At 64.8% G+C, this 16,096-nt stretch carries 15 protein-coding genes; 10 read left to right on the forward strand and 5 right to left on the reverse strand.

Features of this window, described 5'->3' with window-relative positions:
- Positions 1-672: 672 nt before the first annotated feature.
- On the reverse strand, positions 673-939 hold the full coding sequence (locus Q0L30_RS08610; RefSeq protein WP_296653877.1) for a Txe/YoeB family addiction module toxin: 267 nt from the start codon (positions 937-939) through the stop codon (positions 673-675).
- Complete coding sequence (locus tag Q0L30_RS08615; RefSeq protein WP_293043220.1) at positions 936-1,196, reverse strand: type II toxin-antitoxin system Phd/YefM family antitoxin; 261 nt, start codon at positions 1,194-1,196, stop codon at positions 936-938. The genes Q0L30_RS08610 and Q0L30_RS08615 overlap by 4 nt, the downstream gene beginning before the upstream one ends.
- Positions 1,197-1,549: 353 nt before the next feature.
- Between Q0L30_RS08615 and Q0L30_RS08620 the strand changes: the two genes are divergently transcribed.
- The 10 genes from Q0L30_RS08620 to Q0L30_RS08665 all read left to right on the forward strand — a co-directional run bounded on the left by Q0L30_RS08620 (position 1,550) and on the right by Q0L30_RS08665 (position 14,182).
- Positions 1,550-3,043, forward strand: coding sequence for an efflux transporter outer membrane subunit (locus tag Q0L30_RS08620; protein WP_296653884.1), 1,494 nt, complete (start codon positions 1,550-1,552; stop codon positions 3,041-3,043).
- A gap of 11 nt (positions 3,044-3,054) precedes the next feature.
- A complete protein-coding gene (locus tag Q0L30_RS08625) occupies positions 3,055-4,122 on the forward strand; it encodes an HlyD family efflux transporter periplasmic adaptor subunit (protein ID WP_296653887.1) in 1,068 nt (355 codons plus the stop codon).
- Positions 4,122-6,860, forward strand: coding sequence for a ribosome-associated ATPase/putative transporter RbbA (gene rbbA / locus Q0L30_RS08630; RefSeq protein WP_296653890.1), 2,739 nt, complete (start codon positions 4,122-4,124; stop codon positions 6,858-6,860). The genes Q0L30_RS08625 and rbbA overlap by 1 nt, the downstream gene beginning before the upstream one ends.
- 1 nt (position 6,861) lies before the next feature.
- The gene (locus Q0L30_RS08635) at positions 6,862-7,989 is read left to right on the forward strand and encodes an ABC transporter permease (RefSeq protein ID WP_296653892.1); all 1,128 of its coding nucleotides are present in this window, start codon (positions 6,862-6,864) and stop codon (positions 7,987-7,989) included.
- A 165-nt stretch (positions 7,990-8,154) separates the two neighbouring features.
- Positions 8,155-10,956 (forward strand): monovalent cation/H+ antiporter subunit A, encoded by a 2,802-nt coding sequence (locus Q0L30_RS08640; RefSeq protein ID WP_296653895.1) that lies wholly within the window; start codon positions 8,155-8,157, stop codon positions 10,954-10,956.
- Positions 10,956-11,288: a Na+/H+ antiporter subunit C gene (locus tag Q0L30_RS08645; protein WP_296653898.1), complete on the forward strand. Its 333-nt coding sequence runs from the start codon at positions 10,956-10,958 to the stop codon at positions 11,286-11,288. The genes Q0L30_RS08640 and Q0L30_RS08645 overlap by 1 nt, the downstream gene beginning before the upstream one ends.
- The gene (locus Q0L30_RS08650; protein WP_296653900.1) at positions 11,285-12,982 is read left to right on the forward strand and encodes a monovalent cation/H+ antiporter subunit D; all 1,698 of its coding nucleotides are present in this window, start codon (positions 11,285-11,287) and stop codon (positions 12,980-12,982) included. Before Q0L30_RS08645 ends, Q0L30_RS08650 begins: the two co-directional genes overlap by 4 nt.
- 2 nt (positions 12,983-12,984) lie before the next feature.
- Entirely contained in the window at positions 12,985-13,479 is a 495-nt protein-coding gene (locus tag Q0L30_RS08655) for a Na+/H+ antiporter subunit E (RefSeq protein WP_296653904.1), read from the forward strand.
- A complete protein-coding gene (locus Q0L30_RS08660) occupies positions 13,473-13,748 on the forward strand; it encodes a K+/H+ antiporter subunit F (RefSeq protein WP_296653907.1) in 276 nt (91 codons plus the stop codon). Before Q0L30_RS08655 ends, Q0L30_RS08660 begins: the two co-directional genes overlap by 7 nt.
- 23 nt (positions 13,749-13,771) lie before the next feature.
- Positions 13,772-14,182 (forward strand): Na+/H+ antiporter subunit G, encoded by a 411-nt coding sequence (locus Q0L30_RS08665; RefSeq protein WP_296653910.1) that lies wholly within the window; start codon positions 13,772-13,774, stop codon positions 14,180-14,182.
- Positions 14,183-14,506: 324 nt separating this feature from the next.
- On the opposite strand, the gene rpsU is transcribed toward Q0L30_RS08665, so the two are convergent.
- The 3 genes from rpsU to Q0L30_RS08680 all read right to left on the reverse strand — a co-directional run bounded on the left by rpsU (position 14,507) and on the right by Q0L30_RS08680 (position 15,937).
- A complete protein-coding gene (gene rpsU, locus Q0L30_RS08670) occupies positions 14,507-14,719 on the reverse strand; it encodes a 30S ribosomal protein S21 (RefSeq protein ID WP_296653912.1) in 213 nt (70 codons plus the stop codon).
- Between the two features lie 511 nt (positions 14,720-15,230).
- Positions 15,231-15,455, reverse strand: a complete 225-nt coding sequence (locus Q0L30_RS08675; RefSeq protein ID WP_296654134.1) for a hypothetical protein — start codon at positions 15,453-15,455, stop codon at positions 15,231-15,233.
- Between the two features lie 278 nt (positions 15,456-15,733).
- Complete coding sequence (locus tag Q0L30_RS08680; protein ID WP_028225987.1) at positions 15,734-15,937, reverse strand: cold-shock protein; 204 nt, start codon at positions 15,935-15,937, stop codon at positions 15,734-15,736.
- Positions 15,938-16,096 lie beyond the last annotated feature (159 nt).

Consider the following 16,096-nt stretch of genomic DNA (forward strand, 5'->3'; position numbering starts at 1 on the left):
TGCCGGAAACCGGGCTTGTAAATTCGATGTCGTAGTAATACAGCTCACTCACGGCATCCCGGCCTGTGAACTTGAGAACCGAGAACGGCGCCGGATGTGGCGCCAGCTTCAACTCGTAGGCCTGTACGGGCAGGATCAACGACATGCGAAAACTCCGGTGCGCGGGCGGTGGATTTAAACGGCACCGCCGGAACCGCTATGGCTCCGGCAGTGAACACAAGGAATGTGCGGATCGGCGCGGAAGAGTGCGTGATGCGAGAGAACAGGAAGGCGTACGGCAAACGCACGTCGATGCGGAGGCTGGCTTTCCGGATTAATCTATCGACACCCCGGATTAAATGGTGCCGACATCTCAAATAGGATGGGCAATGTCACGAAAAATAAATATCATAATATTCGTGTAATTACTATTGTCTTACCGGGGATTTTCCAGATCTCAATCCTTCAGCCAGTACAAAGCCGTATTTAGGCCTCACAAACCAGCCATAATCAAGCCGCGACCAAGCAGCGGCTTCCCGGAATTTAATAATTTTCGATGTTTATTCCGTCATTGGAATTTCGATGGCGAAAGAGCCAAAAAATACGGCTATGCCAGACATAGCAGACGCCCCGCTCATCTAAAGCATGATCACGGCTGCCCCGTCTCAAGGCTGCAGCGGAATCCGCAAGCCGTCAGTAGTGGTAGCGGCACGAAACGATATTGATCTGTGTGTTCACAACCTCATAGACCAGGCGATTCGTTTCATCAATGCGACGCGACCAAAAGCCATTCAGGTTTTCCTTCAACGGCTCCGGCTTGCCAATACCCTCGAACGGCGAGCGCTGCGCGTCCTTAATGAGTTGATTGATGCGCTTCAACGTCCTTTTGTCCGGCCCCTGCCAGTAGACGTAATCGTCCCAGGCTTCGGCAGTCCACATGATGTTCAACGCGACGCTCATTCGGCGTCGTCAACCAGCTTGCGCGGCTTTACCTTGCCTGCGCGCGCCTGCGCAATGGAGCGCTCCAGATGCGCTACGTTTGCCGGGGAGCGCAGAAGGTGGACTGTTTCCATCAAGCTGTCGTAATGCTCCTGGGACATGACAACGGCATTGGGTGCGTCGCGGCGGGTAATGAGTGTCACGTCCCTGTCGTCAACGACCTGGTCGATCACACGCTTCAGATTGGCGCGAGCGTCGGTGAACGCGATGGTGCGCATATATCCTCCTTCACGGCTTACCTATACCTATAAAGGTACAACTCCATCGCACCAGGAGAAGCGTCTACATGCAACCGTATGGCTGCCCGATCGCAAATTGGACAGGAAAACCGGCAGAACGTCCGCAGCCACGCTCGTCACTCCTCGGAATCGACACCGCTGCACGCCGCCGCGCATCTGGCCGTCACGCGTTTTACCGTTGCGCTAGCATTGTTCGCGAATTGTTTGCGGCTTGTTCGCAAACTGGGCCACGCACAGGTAGCGCTTTCGCCACGCCAGAACGCTCATCGCAAGGGCGCGCGAAGGTACAGCGCCGATAACCCATAAAAGAAGCGCGACAGGAGAGTACCGTGATGAATCGCCGTCCGGACCCCAGGGTGTTCGCGGCCCTCGCCGTGCGGCGCTCGCCACTGGCGACGCGGGCGACGCGTGCAACACTCGCGACACTCGCCGCGGCGCTGGCGGGCTGTATGTCGCTCGCTCCGCCCTTTCAGCAGCCGCCGCTACCGGTGCCGGAGACCTTCCCGAACAGCGCCGCGCAGCCCCAGAACGGCCCGAGCGCCGCCGAGACCGGCTGGAAAGATTACTTCACCGACCCCACGCTGCACGGCCTGATCGCCGACGCGCTCGACCACAACCGCGACCTGCGGCTCGCGATCCAGCGCGTGGAGGAAGCGCGCGCGATATACGGCATCCGCCGCGCGGACCAGTTCCCGACCATCGGCGTCGAGGCCGATCTCGCGCGCGCCCGCGTACCGGCCGATTTCTCGGGAGTAGGCCGCGCGGTGACCGCCAACCAGTTCCAGGTCGGCATCGGCCTCGCGTCGTGGGAACTCGACTTCTGGGGCCGTGTCGCGAACCTGAAGGAAGCGGCGCTGCAGAACTATCTCGCGACCGATGCCGCGCGCCAGGCCGTCACCCTCACGCTCATCGAGCAGGTGGCCAACAGCTATCTGAGCCTGCGCGAACTCGACGAGCGCATCACGCTCACACAGAAAACCATCGCCACGCGCGAAAAGTCCTATCGCATCTTCAAGCGCCGTCACGAAGTCGGCGCGATTTCGAAGCTCGATCTGAAGCAGGTCGAAACGCTCTGGCGCCAGGCCGTCGCACTCGGCGCGCAGCTTCAACTGGAACGCGCCACGCGCGTCAACGCACTGCAACTGCTGGTCGGCAAGCCGGTCGATCTGCCTCACAAGAACATCGCGCTCAACGACAAAGCCGTGATGAGCGACCTGCCCGCAGGCCTGCCCTCGGATCTGCTCGTCAACCGCCCCGACATCATCGGCGCCGAGTATCAGTTGCGCGCGGCCAATGCGAACATCGGCGCGGCACGCGCCGAATTCTTTCCCAGGATCACGCTGACCGGCTCGGCGGGCACGGCGAGCACCCAGTTGAGCAATCTCTTCACGGGCCCGAGCTTCGCATGGAATTTCGGCCCGAGCGTGTCGCTGCCGATCTTCGACATGGGCCGCCGCGAAGCGAATCTCGACGTCGCGAAGTCACAGCGCGACCAGGCCGTGACGTCGTACGAGCGGGCGATCCAGTCGGCGTTTCGCGATGTCGCCGACGCGCTCGCCGCGCGCGAGTGGCTCGCCGAACAGGTGGACGTGCTGCGCGCGACCGTCGATGCCCAGGCCGAGCGCGCGCGCCTCGCGCAACTGCGCTACGACCACGGCGCGTCGCCGTTCCTCGAAGTGCTCGACGCGCAGCGCGATCTGCTCGCCGTGCAGCAACAATTCGTCGAAACGCGGCGCGCGCTGCTGTCGAGCCGCGTCACCCTTTACACGGCGCTGGGCGGCGGCAGCTTCGCATCGAGCGCCGACGCCGGCCGCGCCAACCCCTAAGGTTCCCCGTCATGCAGATCACAGCCCGCAGGTTGATTCCCGCCCTCATCGTGATTGCCGTCGCGGCGGGCGGCTTTTTCGGCTGGCGCCTGATCTCGAATCGCGGTCCGGGCGCCGGTTTCGTGAACGGCAACGGTCGGATCGAGGCGACCGAAATCGACATCGCCACGCGGCTCGCCGGGCGCGTGCAAGACGTGGTCGTGCGCGAGGGCGACTTCGTGCAGGCGGGGCAGACGCTCGCGCACATGCAGATCGACACGTTGCAGGCGCAACGTAGCGAAGCCCAGGCGCAGCACCGCCAGGCCATCAATGCCGACGCGAGCGCGAAAGCGCAGATCGCGCTGCGCGAGAGCGACCAGCGCGCAGCCGAAGCGTTCGTCACGCAGCGCAACAGCGAACTCGACGCCGCACGCAGGCGTCTCGCACGCTCGGAAAAGCTGTCGAAGGAAGGCGCTTCGTCGATGCAGGAACTCGACGACGACCGCGCGCGCGTGAAGAGCGCGCAGGCCGCCGTTACGGCCGCATCGGCGCAGGTGACCGCCGCAGCCGCCGCCGTCACGGCCGCGCGCGCGCAGCAGACCGGCGCCGAGTCGGCGATCGCGGCGGCGCAGGCCACCATCGAGCGCGTCCAGGCCGACATCACCGACAGCGATCTCAAGGCGCCGCGCGCGGGCCGCGTGCAGTTCCGCATCGCCCAGCCGGGCGAAGTGCTCGGCGTGGGCGGCAAGGTGCTCAACATGATCGATCTTTCGGATGTCTACATGACCTTCTTCCTGCCCACCCAGGCCGCCGGTCGCCTCGCGCTCGGCCAGGACGTGCACATCGTGCTCGACGCCGCGCCGCAATGGGTGATCCCCGCAAAGATCACGTTCGTCTCCTCGACGGCGCAGTTCACGCCGAAGACCGTCGAAACCCAGAGCGAGCGCGAAAAGCTCATGTTTCGCGTGCGGGCGCAGATCGATCCCGAGCTTTTGCAACGGCACCTCAACTACGTGAAGACGGGCCTGCCGGGCGTGGCCTGGGTGAAGCTCGATTCGGACGCGCAATGGCCCGCGAATCTTCAGGTGAAGGTGCCCTGATGAGCGAACCCGCGGTTCGCATCGAACACGTCTCGCTGCGCTACGGCAAGACCGTCGCCTTGCGCGACGTGACGCAGGACGTACCCGCCGGACGCATGGTCGGGCTGATCGGCCCGGACGGCGTCGGCAAATCGAGCCTGCTGGCGCTCGTCGCGGGTTCGCGCGCGGTGCAGGAGGGCAAGGTCTGGGCGCTCGGCGGCGACATGTCGAGCAAACGGCATCGCGACGAGGTATGCCCGCGCATCGCCTACATGCCGCAGGGCCTCGGCAAGAATCTCTATCCCACGCTCTCGGTCGAAGAAAACCTGCAATTCTTCGGGCGGCTCTTCGGCCACGACAATCTCGAACGCCGCCGCCGCATCGACGCGCTCACGCGCGCGACGGGCCTCGATCCGTTTCTCGCGCGGCCCGCGGGCAAGCTCTCGGGCGGCATGAAGCAAAAACTCGGCCTGTGCTGCGCGCTGATTCACGACCCCGACCTCCTGATCCTCGACGAACCCACCACGGGCGTCGATCCGCTCGCGCGCGCGCAGTTCTGGGATCTCATCAACGGCATCCGCCGCGAGCGCCCCTCGATGAGCGTGATCGTGGCGACGGCATACATGGACGAAGCGCAAGGCTTCGACTGGCTGATGGCGATGGACGACGGCGCGATCCTCGCCACCGGCACGCCGGGAGAACTGCTCGAGCGCACGCACACGGGCTCGCTCGAAGAAGCGTTCATCGCGCTGCTGCCCGAAGCGAAAAAACGCGGCCATCAGCCGGTCGAAATCGTGCCGCTCCACGCCGACGAGAACGCCGAAATCGCCATCGAAGCAAAGGACCTCACGATGCGCTTCGGCGACTTCGTCGCGGTCGATCACGTGAGCTTTCGCATCCGGCGCGGCGAGATCTTCGGCTTTCTCGGCTCGAACGGCTGCGGCAAGTCGACGACGATGAAGATGCTCACCGGGCTCCTGCCCGCGAGCGACGGCGAAGCCTGGCTCTTCGGCCACGCCGTCGATCCGCGCGACCTCGACACGCGGCGGCGCGTGGGCTACATGTCGCAGGCGTTCTCGCTCTACGGCGAGCTGACCGTGCGCCAGAACCTCGTGCTGCACGCGCGGCTCTTTCACGTGCCCGAAGCGGATATCGACGCGCGCGTGGCCGAGATGGTCGAGCGCTTCGACCTGGCCGACGTGCTCGACACGCTGCCCGAGAATCTCCCGCTCGGCGTGCGCCAGCGGCTCTCGCTCGCGGTGGCGATGGTGCACAAGCCCGAGCTGCTGATTCTCGACGAGCCGACCTCCGGCGTCGATCCCGTTGCGCGCGACAACTTCTGGCGGCTGCTCATTGCGCTCGCGCGCGACGACCAGGTCACGATCTTCATCTCGACGCACTTCATGAACGAAGCGCAACGTTGCGACCGCATCTCGCTCATGCACGCGGGCCGCGTGCTGGTGAGTGCGACACCCGACGAGATCACGCAGATGCGCGGCGCGGCGACGCTCGAAGAGGCGTTCATCGCCTATCTCGTCGACGCGGGCGCGGGCACCCAGGAGAGCGAGACCGGCGAACTCGCCGCACTCGGCGCGGACCCGGACGCATCGCATGAAGCGCACGCGCAGCAACGCGGCTTCAGCTTCCAGCGCGCGTACAGCTACATGTGGCGCGAAGCGCTGGAGTTGCGCCGCGACCCGGTGCGGGCGACACTCGCGCTCGCGGGCTCGCTGCTGCTGCTCTTCGTCATGGGCTTCGGCATCAGCATGGACGTGGAGGACCTGCGCTTCGCCGTGCTCGACCTCGACCAGACAACGCTCTCGCGCAACTACGAGCTGAACCTCTCGGGCTCGCGCTACTTCATCGCGCAACCGCCGCTGTCGAGTTACGCGGAGATGGACCGGCGCATGCGCGACGGCGAACTGGCGCTCGCCATCGAGATTCCGCCCGGCTTTGCGCGCGACGTGGGCCGCGGCACGCCGGTCGAGATCGGCGTGTGGATCGACGGCGCGATGCCGCAGCGCGCGGAAACGGTGCGCGGCTATGTGCTCGGTCTGCACCAGGGGTGGCTCCTCGACCAGGCGACGCAGCGCCTCGGCGTGCGCGTTCGCGCGCCCGTCTCCATCGAAACGCGGTTTCGCTACAACCCCGACGTGCGCAGCCTGCCCGCGATGGTACCCGCCGTGATCCCGATGCTGCTGATGATGATGCCCGCCATGCTGACCGCGCTCGCCGTGGTGCGCGAAAAGGAGCTGGGTTCGATCATCAACCTCTACGTGACGCCCGTCACGCGCCTCGAATTCCTGCTCGGCAAGCAGGCGCCCTACGTGCTGCTCGCGCTGCTCAACTTCCTGCTGATGACGCTGCTCGCCGTCACGGTGTTCGGCGTGCCGATCAAGGGCAGTTTCCTGACGCTGTTCGGCGCCGCCGTCCTCTACTGCATGTGCGCGACCGCCATCGGCCTGCTCGCCTCGACGTTCACGAAGAGCCAGATCGCGGCGCTGTTCTTCACGATGATCGGCACGATGGTGCCCTCCGTGCAGTTCGCGGGCATGCTCACGCCGGTCTCCTCGCTGGAGGGCGCTGGCCGCTTCATTGGCCAGATCTATCCGGCCACCCACATGCTCACGATCAGCCGCGGCGTGTTCAACAAGGCGCTGCATTTCCAGGATCTCTACGCGTCGTTCTGGCCGCTCGCGGTCGCGATTCCGGTCCTGATCGGCATGACCGCCGCGCTGCTCAAGAAGCAGGAGACCTGACGTGGCCCGCCATCTCGCCAACATCTACCGGCTCGGCGTGAAGGAACTCTGGAGTCTCGCGCGCGACCCGATGCTGCTGCTCTTCATCGTGTTTTCGTTTACGGCGATGATCTATTCGTCGGCGAATTCGCGGCCGGAATCGCTGCACAAGGCGCCCATCGCCGTGATCGACCACGACGTTTCGCCGCTCTCGCAGCGCATCATCGGGGCGTTCTTTCCGCCGCACTTCCTCGCGCCGAGCATGGTGACGCCCGCCGAAGCCGACGCGGGCATGGACGCAGGCCGCTACACGTTCGTGCTCAACATTCCGCCGAACCTGCAGCGCGACGTGCTCGCGGGCCGCGCGGCGGAAGTGCAGCTCAACGTCGACGCCACGCGCATGAGCCAGGCGTTCACGGGCAGCAGCTATATCCAGCAGATGATCGGCGACGAAGTGAACCTCTTCGTGAACCGCTATCGCGCGCCGGTCGAAGCGCCCGTGTCGCTCGCGGTGCGCATGCGCTTCAATCCGAATCTCACGCAGGGGTGGTTCGGCTCGCTCATGGAGATCATCAACAACGTGACGATGCTCTCGATCATCCTCACGGGCGCCGCGCTGATCCGCGAGCGCGAGCACGGCACCATCGAACACCTGCTCGTCATGCCGGTCACGCCCACCGAAATCATGGTGGCCAAGATCTGGTCGATGGGGCTCGTCGTACTGGTCGCGGCCGCACTCTCGCTTACGTTCATCGTGCGCGGCGCGCTGCGCGTACCGGTGGAAGGCTCGGTGGCGCTCTTTCTCGCGGGCGCGGCGCTGCACCTGTTCGCCACGACCTCGATGGGCATCTTCATGGCGACGCTCGCGCGCAGCATGCCGCAGTTCGGCATGCTGCTCGTCCTCGTGATGCTGCCGCTGCAGATGCTCTCGGGCGGCAACACGCCGCGCGAAAGCATGCCCCCGTTCGTCCAGAACATCATGCTCGCCGCGCCCACCACGCACTTCGTCGAACTCGGCCAGGCGATCCTCTTTCGCGGCGCGGGCATCAGCGTGGTCTGGCAACCGTTCCTGTGGCTCGCGGTCATCGGCAGCGTGCTGTTCGCCTTTTCGCTCATGCGCTTTCGCAAGACGCTCAGCCAGATGGCCTGATCCCGCGTTCCACGACGGCCCGCGACGGCCCGCGACGACCTGTTTCGCGGCACGCACGCTCACCCTGGCGAGCTACGGCCCCATTTGCGGCTATGATCGTGGTCTGCGACGCACGGCATGCCCGGCGTCCCGCTCATCGTGCAGGAGATTTCCGGAGACGTCCGAATGGCATTAGGGTGGTTAGTTGTCTTACCGTTTCTTGCTGCGGCGTTCGTCGCGCTGGCTGCACGGTTCGTGCGGCCGCTCGCGACGTGGATCGCATTCGCGGCGGCGCTCTTCGGCCTTGGCCTGCTCGCGAGCGAACGCGTCGGCATGGCCACCCACGGCGTGCTGCTGTGGCGCCGCGAGTGGCTGCCCGAACTGGGCCTCGCGTTCGCGCTGCGGCTCGACGGGCTCTCGTTCATGTTCGCGCTGCTCGTGCTTGCGATCGGTCTCCTGATCTTCGTCTACGCGAACTATTACCTTGCCGGCAGCGAATCGCTGCCGCGCCTCTATCTGCTCCTCCTGCTGTTCATGGGCGCAATGCTCGGCCTCGTGCTTTCGGACAACTTGCTATTGATGGTGATTTTCTGGGAGCTGACGAGCCTCGTTTCATTCCTGCTGATCGGCTTCTGGCCGTCGCGCCCCGACGCTCGGCGCGGCGCACGCATGGCGCTGACAATCACCGCCGCGGGCGGCCTCGGGCTGCTCGGCGCCGTGCTGCTGCTCGGGCATGTCTGCGGCAGCTACGATCTCACGCAGATCCTCGCGCAAAGCGGCAAGGTCCAGCGCGATCCGCTTTATCCGGCCATCCTGCTGCTGTTCCTGTTCGCCGCGTTCACCAAATCCGCCCAGTTCCCGTTCCACTTCTGGCTGCCGCACGCGATGTCCGCGCCCACGCCCGTCTCAGCCTATCTGCATTCGGCGACGATGGTGAAGGCCGGGGTGTTTCTGCTCGCGCGGCTCTATCCGGTGCTGGAGGGCACGGACTGGTGGGTCTACACCGTGAGCATCGCGGGCCTCGTGACGCTGACCGGCGGCGCGGCGATGGCGCTCGTGCAACGCGATCTGAAGGGTCTGCTCGCCTATTCGACGATCAGCCACCTCGGCCTCATCGTGCTTCTGTTCGGCCTCGACACGGATCTCTCCACCGTCGCCGCCCTGTTCCATACCTTCAACCACGCGGTGTTCAAGGCGTCGCTGTTCATGGCGGCGGGCATCATCGATCACGAGACCGGCACGCGCGACCTCGGCACGCTGCGCGGGCTGCGCCGCTACATGCCCTACACGGCCGCGCTCGCGGGCGTCGCCTCGCTCGCCATGGCTGGCGTGCCGCTGCTCAACGGCTTTCTGTCGAAGGAGATGTTCTTCGGCGAAACGCTCGCACAAGGACTGCTCGGCGACTTCAACTGGGTGATTCCGGCGCTCGCCGTCATCGCGGCGGGGCTGTCCGTCGCGTACTCGCTGCGCTTCGTCTACGGCGTGTTCTGGGACGGCGCGGCACCGCGCGATCTGCCGCACTTCCCGCCTCACGAGCCGCCGCGGTTCATGCGGCTGCCGGTCGAAATCCTCGTGGTGCTGTGCCTGCTCGTCGGCCTCGTGCCGCAGCAGACCATCGGGCGCATGCTCGAATCGGCGGCGTGGATCACCCTGAACGGCAGCGTGCCCGTCTATAGCCTGAGCATCTGGCACGGACTGAATCTGCCGCTCGCGATGAGCGCCGTGTCGTTCGCCGCGGGCGCGATGCTGTTCTTCTTCCGTCGCGACGCGTTCCGCCACCATCGCTCCCTGCTCTCCGAAATGAACGCGAGCGAAGGCTTCGACCGCTTCGTGCAGCGCCTCGAACAGGTCGCCGCGCGCATCGTGCGCGTGTTCGAAAACGGCTCGCTCCCGTCCTATCTCGCGTGGATGGTGGGCGCGATGATCGTCGTGCCCGGCTCGGCGCTCCTCGCCCTCACGCACATCGCCGGGTCGCGCACCGGCTTGCCCGCCGATCCAGTCACGCTGACCGGCCTCGCGCTCGCCGCGCTGCTCGCCGTGGCCGTGGTCCGGGTGCGTGCGAACACGCTCCACGCACTGATCCTGCTCGGCACCTGCGGCCTGCTCGTGACACTCGCATTCGCGCGTTTTTCCGCGCCCGATCTCGCGCTCACGCAGATGTCCGTCGAAATCGTGACGGTCATGCTGCTCGTGCTCGCCATCTACTTCCTGCCCGTGCAGCAGCGCGCCGTCGAATCCGTGAGCGCGCGCGTGCGTAACGGCGTACTGGCGATTGCGGGCGGGACGATGATCGGCGGCGTCGCCTACGCGGTGATGACCCGCGCGCCAGGCGTTGGCATCGCGCCGTTCTTTCTCGCGAACGCGCTGCCCGCCAGCGGCGGTCACAACGTCGTGAACGTGATTCTGGTGGATTTCCGCGGCTTCGACACGATGGTCGAAATCAGTGTGCTCGTGGTCGCCGGGCTCGCCGTGAAGGCACTGCTGCGCGGCCTGCGCCTGACCGCGCCCGCCACGGGGTCGGGCGGCCTGCCGTGGTCGTCGCAGTCGCATCCGCTGCTGCTGGCCATCCTTGCGCGGCTCATGCTGCCGCTTACGACGCTCGTCGCGATCTTCATCTTCCTGCGCGGCCATAACCTGCCGGGCGGCGGCTTCATCGCATCGATCATCGCTTCGGTCGCACTGCTGCTGCAGTACATGGCGAGCGGCGTGCTGTGGGCCGAGTCGCGCATGCGCATCAACTACCGCGCGCTGGCCGGGCTCGGCATTCTCGTGGCCGCGGGCACCGGCCTCGGCAGCCTCGCGTTCGGAAGGCCGTTCCTCACGAGCGCATTCGGGCATTTTCACCTGCCGCTCGTGGGCGAAATCGAATTGAGCACCGCGATGCTGTTCGACCTCGGCGCGTTTTGCGCGGTGATCGGCACGACGCTCACGATCGTCTCGCACCTCGGCGTGCGCGACAAAGATCTGCAATCCGTGGAGAAAAGCTGATGGAAGCCGCTTACGCCGTGACACTCGGCGTCCTTTGCGCGTGTGGTCTGTATCTGCTGATGTGCGCGCGCGTGCTGCCCGTGATCCTCGGCATCACGCTGTTCTCGTATGCCATCAACCTGTTCCTGCTCGGCATGGGCAGGCTTTCGACCGGCAAGCCGCCCGTGATCTCCACGCTCGCGCAATACGCCGACCCCGTGCCGCAGGCGCTCGTGCTGACCGCCATCGTGATCGGCTTCGCCATGACCGCCTTCACCGTGGTGCTCGCGCTGCGCTCGCTCGCGCTCAACGGCAGCGATCACGTCGACGGCAAGGAGACGCGCGGCGAATGAACCACAGCCTGCTCCTTCCCATCGCGATTCCGCTCGTCGCAGCGGGCGCCATCGTCGCGCTGCCGCTGCGCGCGCGGCGCGTGCAGCGCATGATCAACGTCGCGGCGACGCTCGCGCTGCTGCCCGTGGCCGTGTGGCTCGCCGTGCGCGCGTCGTCAGGCGAAATTTTCACGTATGCGCTCGGCGCGTGGCCCGCGCCATTCGGCATCGTGCTGCAGCTCGACCGCCTCAGCGCGCTCATGCTGTTGCTCCTCGCCGTGCTCGCCTGCTGCTGCCTGCTCGGCACATCGAGCGCCGACGCGCGGCGCGGCCGTCACTTCCGTGCACTGTTCCAGTTCGAACTGATGGGCGTGAACGGCGCATTTCTCGCGGGCGATCTCTTCAACCTGTTCGTGTACTTCGAACTCCTGCTGATTGCCTCGTATGCGCTGTTGCTGCATGGCGGCGGACGCGACCGGGTGCGCAGCGGCCTGCATTACCTGCTGCTCAACCTGGTGGGCTCGTCGTTCTTCCTGATTGCCGTGGGCGTGCTGTACGGGCTGTGCGGCACGCTGAACATGGCCGACATGGGCGAGCGTCTCGCGCATCTCGACCCCGCCTCGGTGCCGCTCGCGCAATTCGCGGGCGCGATGCTGATGCTCGTGTTCGGGCTGAAGGCCGCGGTCTTTCCGCTCTCGTTCTGGCTGCCGCAGGCGTACCGCAGCGCGATCGGTCCGGTCGCCGCGCTCTTCGCGATCATGACGAAGGTGGGCGTCTACGCGATGCTGCGTTGCGATGCGCTCGTGTTCGGCGCGGCGGGCGGCCTGCTCGATAGCTTCATGCACAACTGGGCGTGGTGGCTCGCCATCGCGACCCTCGTTTTCGGCGCGCTCGGCGCACTCGCGGTGTCGAGTCTGAAGACGACGACCGGTTATCTCGTGCTGACCTCCGTGGGCCTGCTGATCGCGACGGCCACGTTACAAAGCGCGGCTGCGTGGGCCGCGCTGCTCTACTACCTGATCAGCACGACGCTGTGCTCGGCGGCGCTGTTCCTGCTCGCCGACACGCTAGAACCGGAAGCGCCGGAGCGCGCCGCCGACCTCGAACCGGCTTCTCACGCGGCGCTCGACGACACCACGGCCCCGGCCATCTCGCCCGATGCGGACGGCGAGCCAGCCGTGGCTGCGGACGTGGCCGTGGCTGTGGCCGAGCGCACCGTCATTGAAGTCATTCGCCCTGTTGTGAACCCTGTCGTGAAACCTGTTATTCGCCCGAAGCGCGCCACCGCGCCGTGGCCGTGGAAAAGCGCGTCGCTGCTCTTTCTTGCGGGCGCCGTGGGCGCGGCGGGCTTGCCGCCGCTCTCGGGCTTCCTCGGCAAGGCCATGGTGCTCGCGGCCACGCCCATCGCGCAGGCCGTCGTGCTGTGGCCCGCCGTGCTGCTGTCGAGCCTCTTGCTGATCGTCGCGCTCAGCCGCACCGGCACGCGGCTGCTCTGGGCAATCCCCGCTTCGCAAACCGCTATCGCCACGCCACCCGCAGCGCCGCACGGCGCGCGCGCGAAGCTCGCCGCGTGTGCACTGCTGCTCGCCTGCGCGGTGGCCGCAACGATCGGCGCGGGGCCGCTCAAGCGCTATCTCGACGCGACCGCCGTACAACTGCTCGACCGCGACGCCTACGTCCGCGCGATCCTGCCCGCGCCGCACAACGGGAGCTGATCATGCTGAAACGGCTCTTCCCCCACCCCTGGCTCGCGACGCTGTTGCTGCTGTGCTGGCTGCTGCTGATGAACGACATGTCGCCCGGCAACCTGGTGCTCGGCGCCGTGCTCGGCTGGGTGATTTCTTTCGTGATCGGCGAAGGCCTGTGGCTGCAGCCGGTTTACTTCGGCCGCCCGTGGCTCCTCGTGCGGCTCTGGCTGCACGTGCTCATCGACATCGTCGTCGCGAACGTCGAAGTCGCGCTGCTCGTGCTCGGGCCGACGCAGCGCATGCGGCCCGCGTTCATCGAAGTGCCGCTCGACAGCACGCACGAAATCGCGCTCACGTCGCTCATCGCCATCGTTTCGCTAAGCCCCGGCACGCTGTGCGCGGAACTCTCCGACGACCGCACGTGCCTCATCGTGCACGTGCTCGATCTCGACGACGAAGCCGCGCTCATCGCGCAGATCAAGTCCCGCTATGAAGCCCCGCTGCTGGAGATTTTCAAATGTTAGCCATCGCCATTCCGGTGTCGCTCGCGATCCTCGGCATCGCGTTCCTGCTCACGCTCGTGCGCCTCGTGCGCGGCCCGTCGCTGCCCGACCGCATCGTTGCGCTCGACACGCTCAACGTCAACGCTATTGCGCTGATTGTGGTCTACGGCATCAGCCTGCGCTCGACCGTCTTCTTCGAGGTCGCGCTGCTGATCGCAGTCATGGGTTTCATCGGCACGGTCGCGCTCACGAAGTACCTGCAGCGCGGCGACATCATCGAACTGAACTGACGATATTCACGCGAGGCCAACGGATGCAAACCGTTATCGAAGCACTTGTCTGCGTGCTGCTGCTGCTCGGCAGCCTGTTTACGCTGGTCGGAGCGATCGGGCTCGTGCGCCTGCCGGACTTTTTCATGCGCCTGCACGGCCCGACTAAATCCACGACGCTCGGCGTGGGCGGCGTCGTGTTCGCTTCGGTGATTTACTTCAGCACGCACAACGATTTTGCGAGCCTGCATGAGCTGCTCATTCCGGCTTTTCTCTTTCTCACTGCGCCTATCAGCGCGCATATGCTCGCCAAGGCAGGGATACAGCAGCGCGTGCCGCTTTCGCCCGCTACGCGCGGGCGTCCGCCTGAGACGGGTGTTTCCCGCACGGGCAGAGCGCCGGCGCAATCAGCAGGCGAGAAAAGCGGCGACAAAGGCGGTACGCGCGAGCCCTAAGCGCGCGCCGAGCGTGCCACCACGGACGGCTCACCGCGAAGCCGCCGCGTTTTCCCCCGTATTCGGATTCGGCGGTTGATGTTCGCCTTGTATGCTGTAGTGCGAAAAACGAGCACCCCAGGTATAAATGGGACATCTGGCCCATGCCGGCCCGAAGCGGTCTATCGATCGGAGAAAATCGATCGCAGAAAATCGAGTGGCCGGTACGCGAACTCAACTGGCCACTGGGCCCAGATCAGAACCGATTCCCCATGCGGAGGTTACGCGAGACACCGTCCGAGCACTATACGTGCCGCTTCAGCATGGTTACCCGGCAATTCCCGGTCAGTACCGCTTTTTCGGCGGCATCGACCGTTTGATCTGCTTGCGCACGCGCGCCACTGCGGCGGCCTTTTTGCGTTTGCGTTCTGCGGTAGGTTTTTCATAGGCAGTCCGCGAACGAAGCTCCTGAATCAATCCGGTGCGCTCGATCGCGCGACGGAACCGGCGTAATGCAACTTCCACGGGCTCGTCGGGTTTCAGAATTACGGTAGTCAATTTATTTCCTTGGTTGAGATGCCTTCTTTGGCCATTCAAAGGTCCCTGATCAATTCGCGGGACATCGGCTCGGACGCCGCATTGAGGAAGAATGCCGCGAGCGTTGATCGGCACGCGCTCGCACGGTAGTCGGAAGCATGAAATTTGCTGGGCAACCCTCGCGTCCTGTAAGTCATGGGCACCGCCCTGTCCGGGCGGCGAATTGGGTACGCGAGGGATTCGTCAGACGTGGCGGCATCGCACTGCCGGTCCGATGCGAGCCGGGGCGCGCAGTCCAGCGAGCACTGTTATTGCCGGCCTCACTGGACTCTGTGCGAAGAGAACTAGCCGTGCATTGTAACCGAAGGGTGCCATCTGCCTCGCCACTATCGGCGTGGTCAGAAAGAAGAGGGGGTCAGCCGTGCGTCCCGAAGAGGCGTAATTCGGTATCCCGCGTGATGTTTGGGTACGCTTTGTTTCACCCGCCCTGGTGCCTCAGATTTTTTGGGCGTTTCGAACCGCGGCGCCGTCCTTAACCGCGCGTGTCGACCCAGTTCCGTGCCCAGTGGGCCGAGTGCTGCAACGCCTGCTCTTCATTCTTGAAGTAGTCGAGCGAATAGAACCAGTAGCGGCCTTCGGCTCGCGCGCTATCGATGCGTTCGAGCAGCAGATTGGATGAAAAGGTACCGTCGGGCAAACGATGCGCCGAGGGTTGGACGGCATAGCCGTTGTATTGTTGAGATTGTTTGCTCTGCATTTTAATTTTAATGATATTCAAGCGCGCACGTGCCGTACGAAGCGTACACGGGCGAGCGGATTGACAGCCATTCGAGCCCAATTCTGAAGCGGTCGAAAAGCGAAAAATGGCGTTGAAGCCTGAGGGAAGAATGAGGTGCAACGAGGCGTATGACGCTTGGCAAGCTGCTCAATAAACAGATGCCGATCAGGAGCGATCGCGTCAACTGAGGGAGACAAAGCTCCGCGAGGGTGTCGCTGCAACCCGGCATCCGTAGTGGGAGGCCGGGCCCTTCAACTTTACAGCGGCTTAATGTTAGCCGCTTGCAGCCCCTTCGGGCCTTGCTTCGTTTCGAAGCTCACCTTCTGATTTTCAGCCAGCGTCTTGAAGCCGTCGCTCCTGATTTCGGAGAAGTGAGCGAACAGGTCGTCGCCGCCCTTGTCCGGGGTGATGAAGCCAAAGCCTTTGCTGTCGTTGAACCACTTAACGGTGCCGGTATCCATGAAGAACTCTTGAGAAAAAAATACGAAGGTTTGCTCTATTAAAAGAGTGTGTGAAGCTTCAAGCAGGGAGAGGACAACGAATACCGCTGAGGAGCGAGCAATTGATGAACAGCAATCGAACTTCTTGAACTTCGAACGGCACAGTACCGTCCGGATGGA

Origin of the sequence: Paraburkholderia sp., assembly GCF_024281035.1 — a bacterium.
Classification (GTDB): Bacteria; Pseudomonadota; Gammaproteobacteria; order Burkholderiales; family Burkholderiaceae; genus Paraburkholderia.

Excerpts from the sequence above, each read along its gene's own strand:
- Q0L30_RS08645 (WP_296653898.1), top strand. The coding sequence starts at position 10,956 with ATGGAAGCCGCTTACGCCGTGACACTCGGCGTCCTTTGCGCGTGTGGT.
- rbbA (WP_296653890.1), top strand. The coding sequence starts at position 4,122 with ATGAGCGAACCCGCGGTTCGCATCGAACACGTCTCGCTGCGCTACGGC.
- Q0L30_RS08610 (WP_296653877.1), bottom strand. The coding sequence starts at position 939 with ATGAGCGTCGCGTTGAACATCATGTGGACTGCCGAAGCCTGGGACGAT.
- Q0L30_RS08665 (WP_296653910.1), top strand. The coding sequence starts at position 13,772 with ATGCAAACCGTTATCGAAGCACTTGTCTGCGTGCTGCTGCTGCTCGGC.
- Q0L30_RS08650 (WP_296653900.1), top strand. The coding sequence starts at position 11,285 with ATGAACCACAGCCTGCTCCTTCCCATCGCGATTCCGCTCGTCGCAGCG.
- Q0L30_RS08655 (WP_296653904.1), top strand. The coding sequence starts at position 12,985 with ATGCTGAAACGGCTCTTCCCCCACCCCTGGCTCGCGACGCTGTTGCTG.
- Q0L30_RS08675 (WP_296654134.1), bottom strand. The coding sequence starts at position 15,455 with ATGCAGAGCAAACAATCTCAACAATACAACGGCTATGCCGTCCAACCC.
- Q0L30_RS08625 (WP_296653887.1), top strand. The coding sequence starts at position 3,055 with ATGCAGATCACAGCCCGCAGGTTGATTCCCGCCCTCATCGTGATTGCC.
- Q0L30_RS08615 (WP_293043220.1), bottom strand. The coding sequence starts at position 1,196 with ATGCGCACCATCGCGTTCACCGACGCTCGCGCCAATCTGAAGCGTGTG.
- Q0L30_RS08640 (WP_296653895.1), top strand. The coding sequence starts at position 8,155 with ATGGCATTAGGGTGGTTAGTTGTCTTACCGTTTCTTGCTGCGGCGTTC.
- Q0L30_RS08680 (WP_028225987.1), bottom strand. The coding sequence starts at position 15,937 with ATGGATACCGGCACCGTTAAGTGGTTCAACGACAGCAAAGGCTTTGGC.
- Q0L30_RS08660 (WP_296653907.1), top strand. The coding sequence starts at position 13,473 with ATGTTAGCCATCGCCATTCCGGTGTCGCTCGCGATCCTCGGCATCGCG.
- Q0L30_RS08620 (WP_296653884.1), top strand. The coding sequence starts at position 1,550 with ATGAATCGCCGTCCGGACCCCAGGGTGTTCGCGGCCCTCGCCGTGCGG.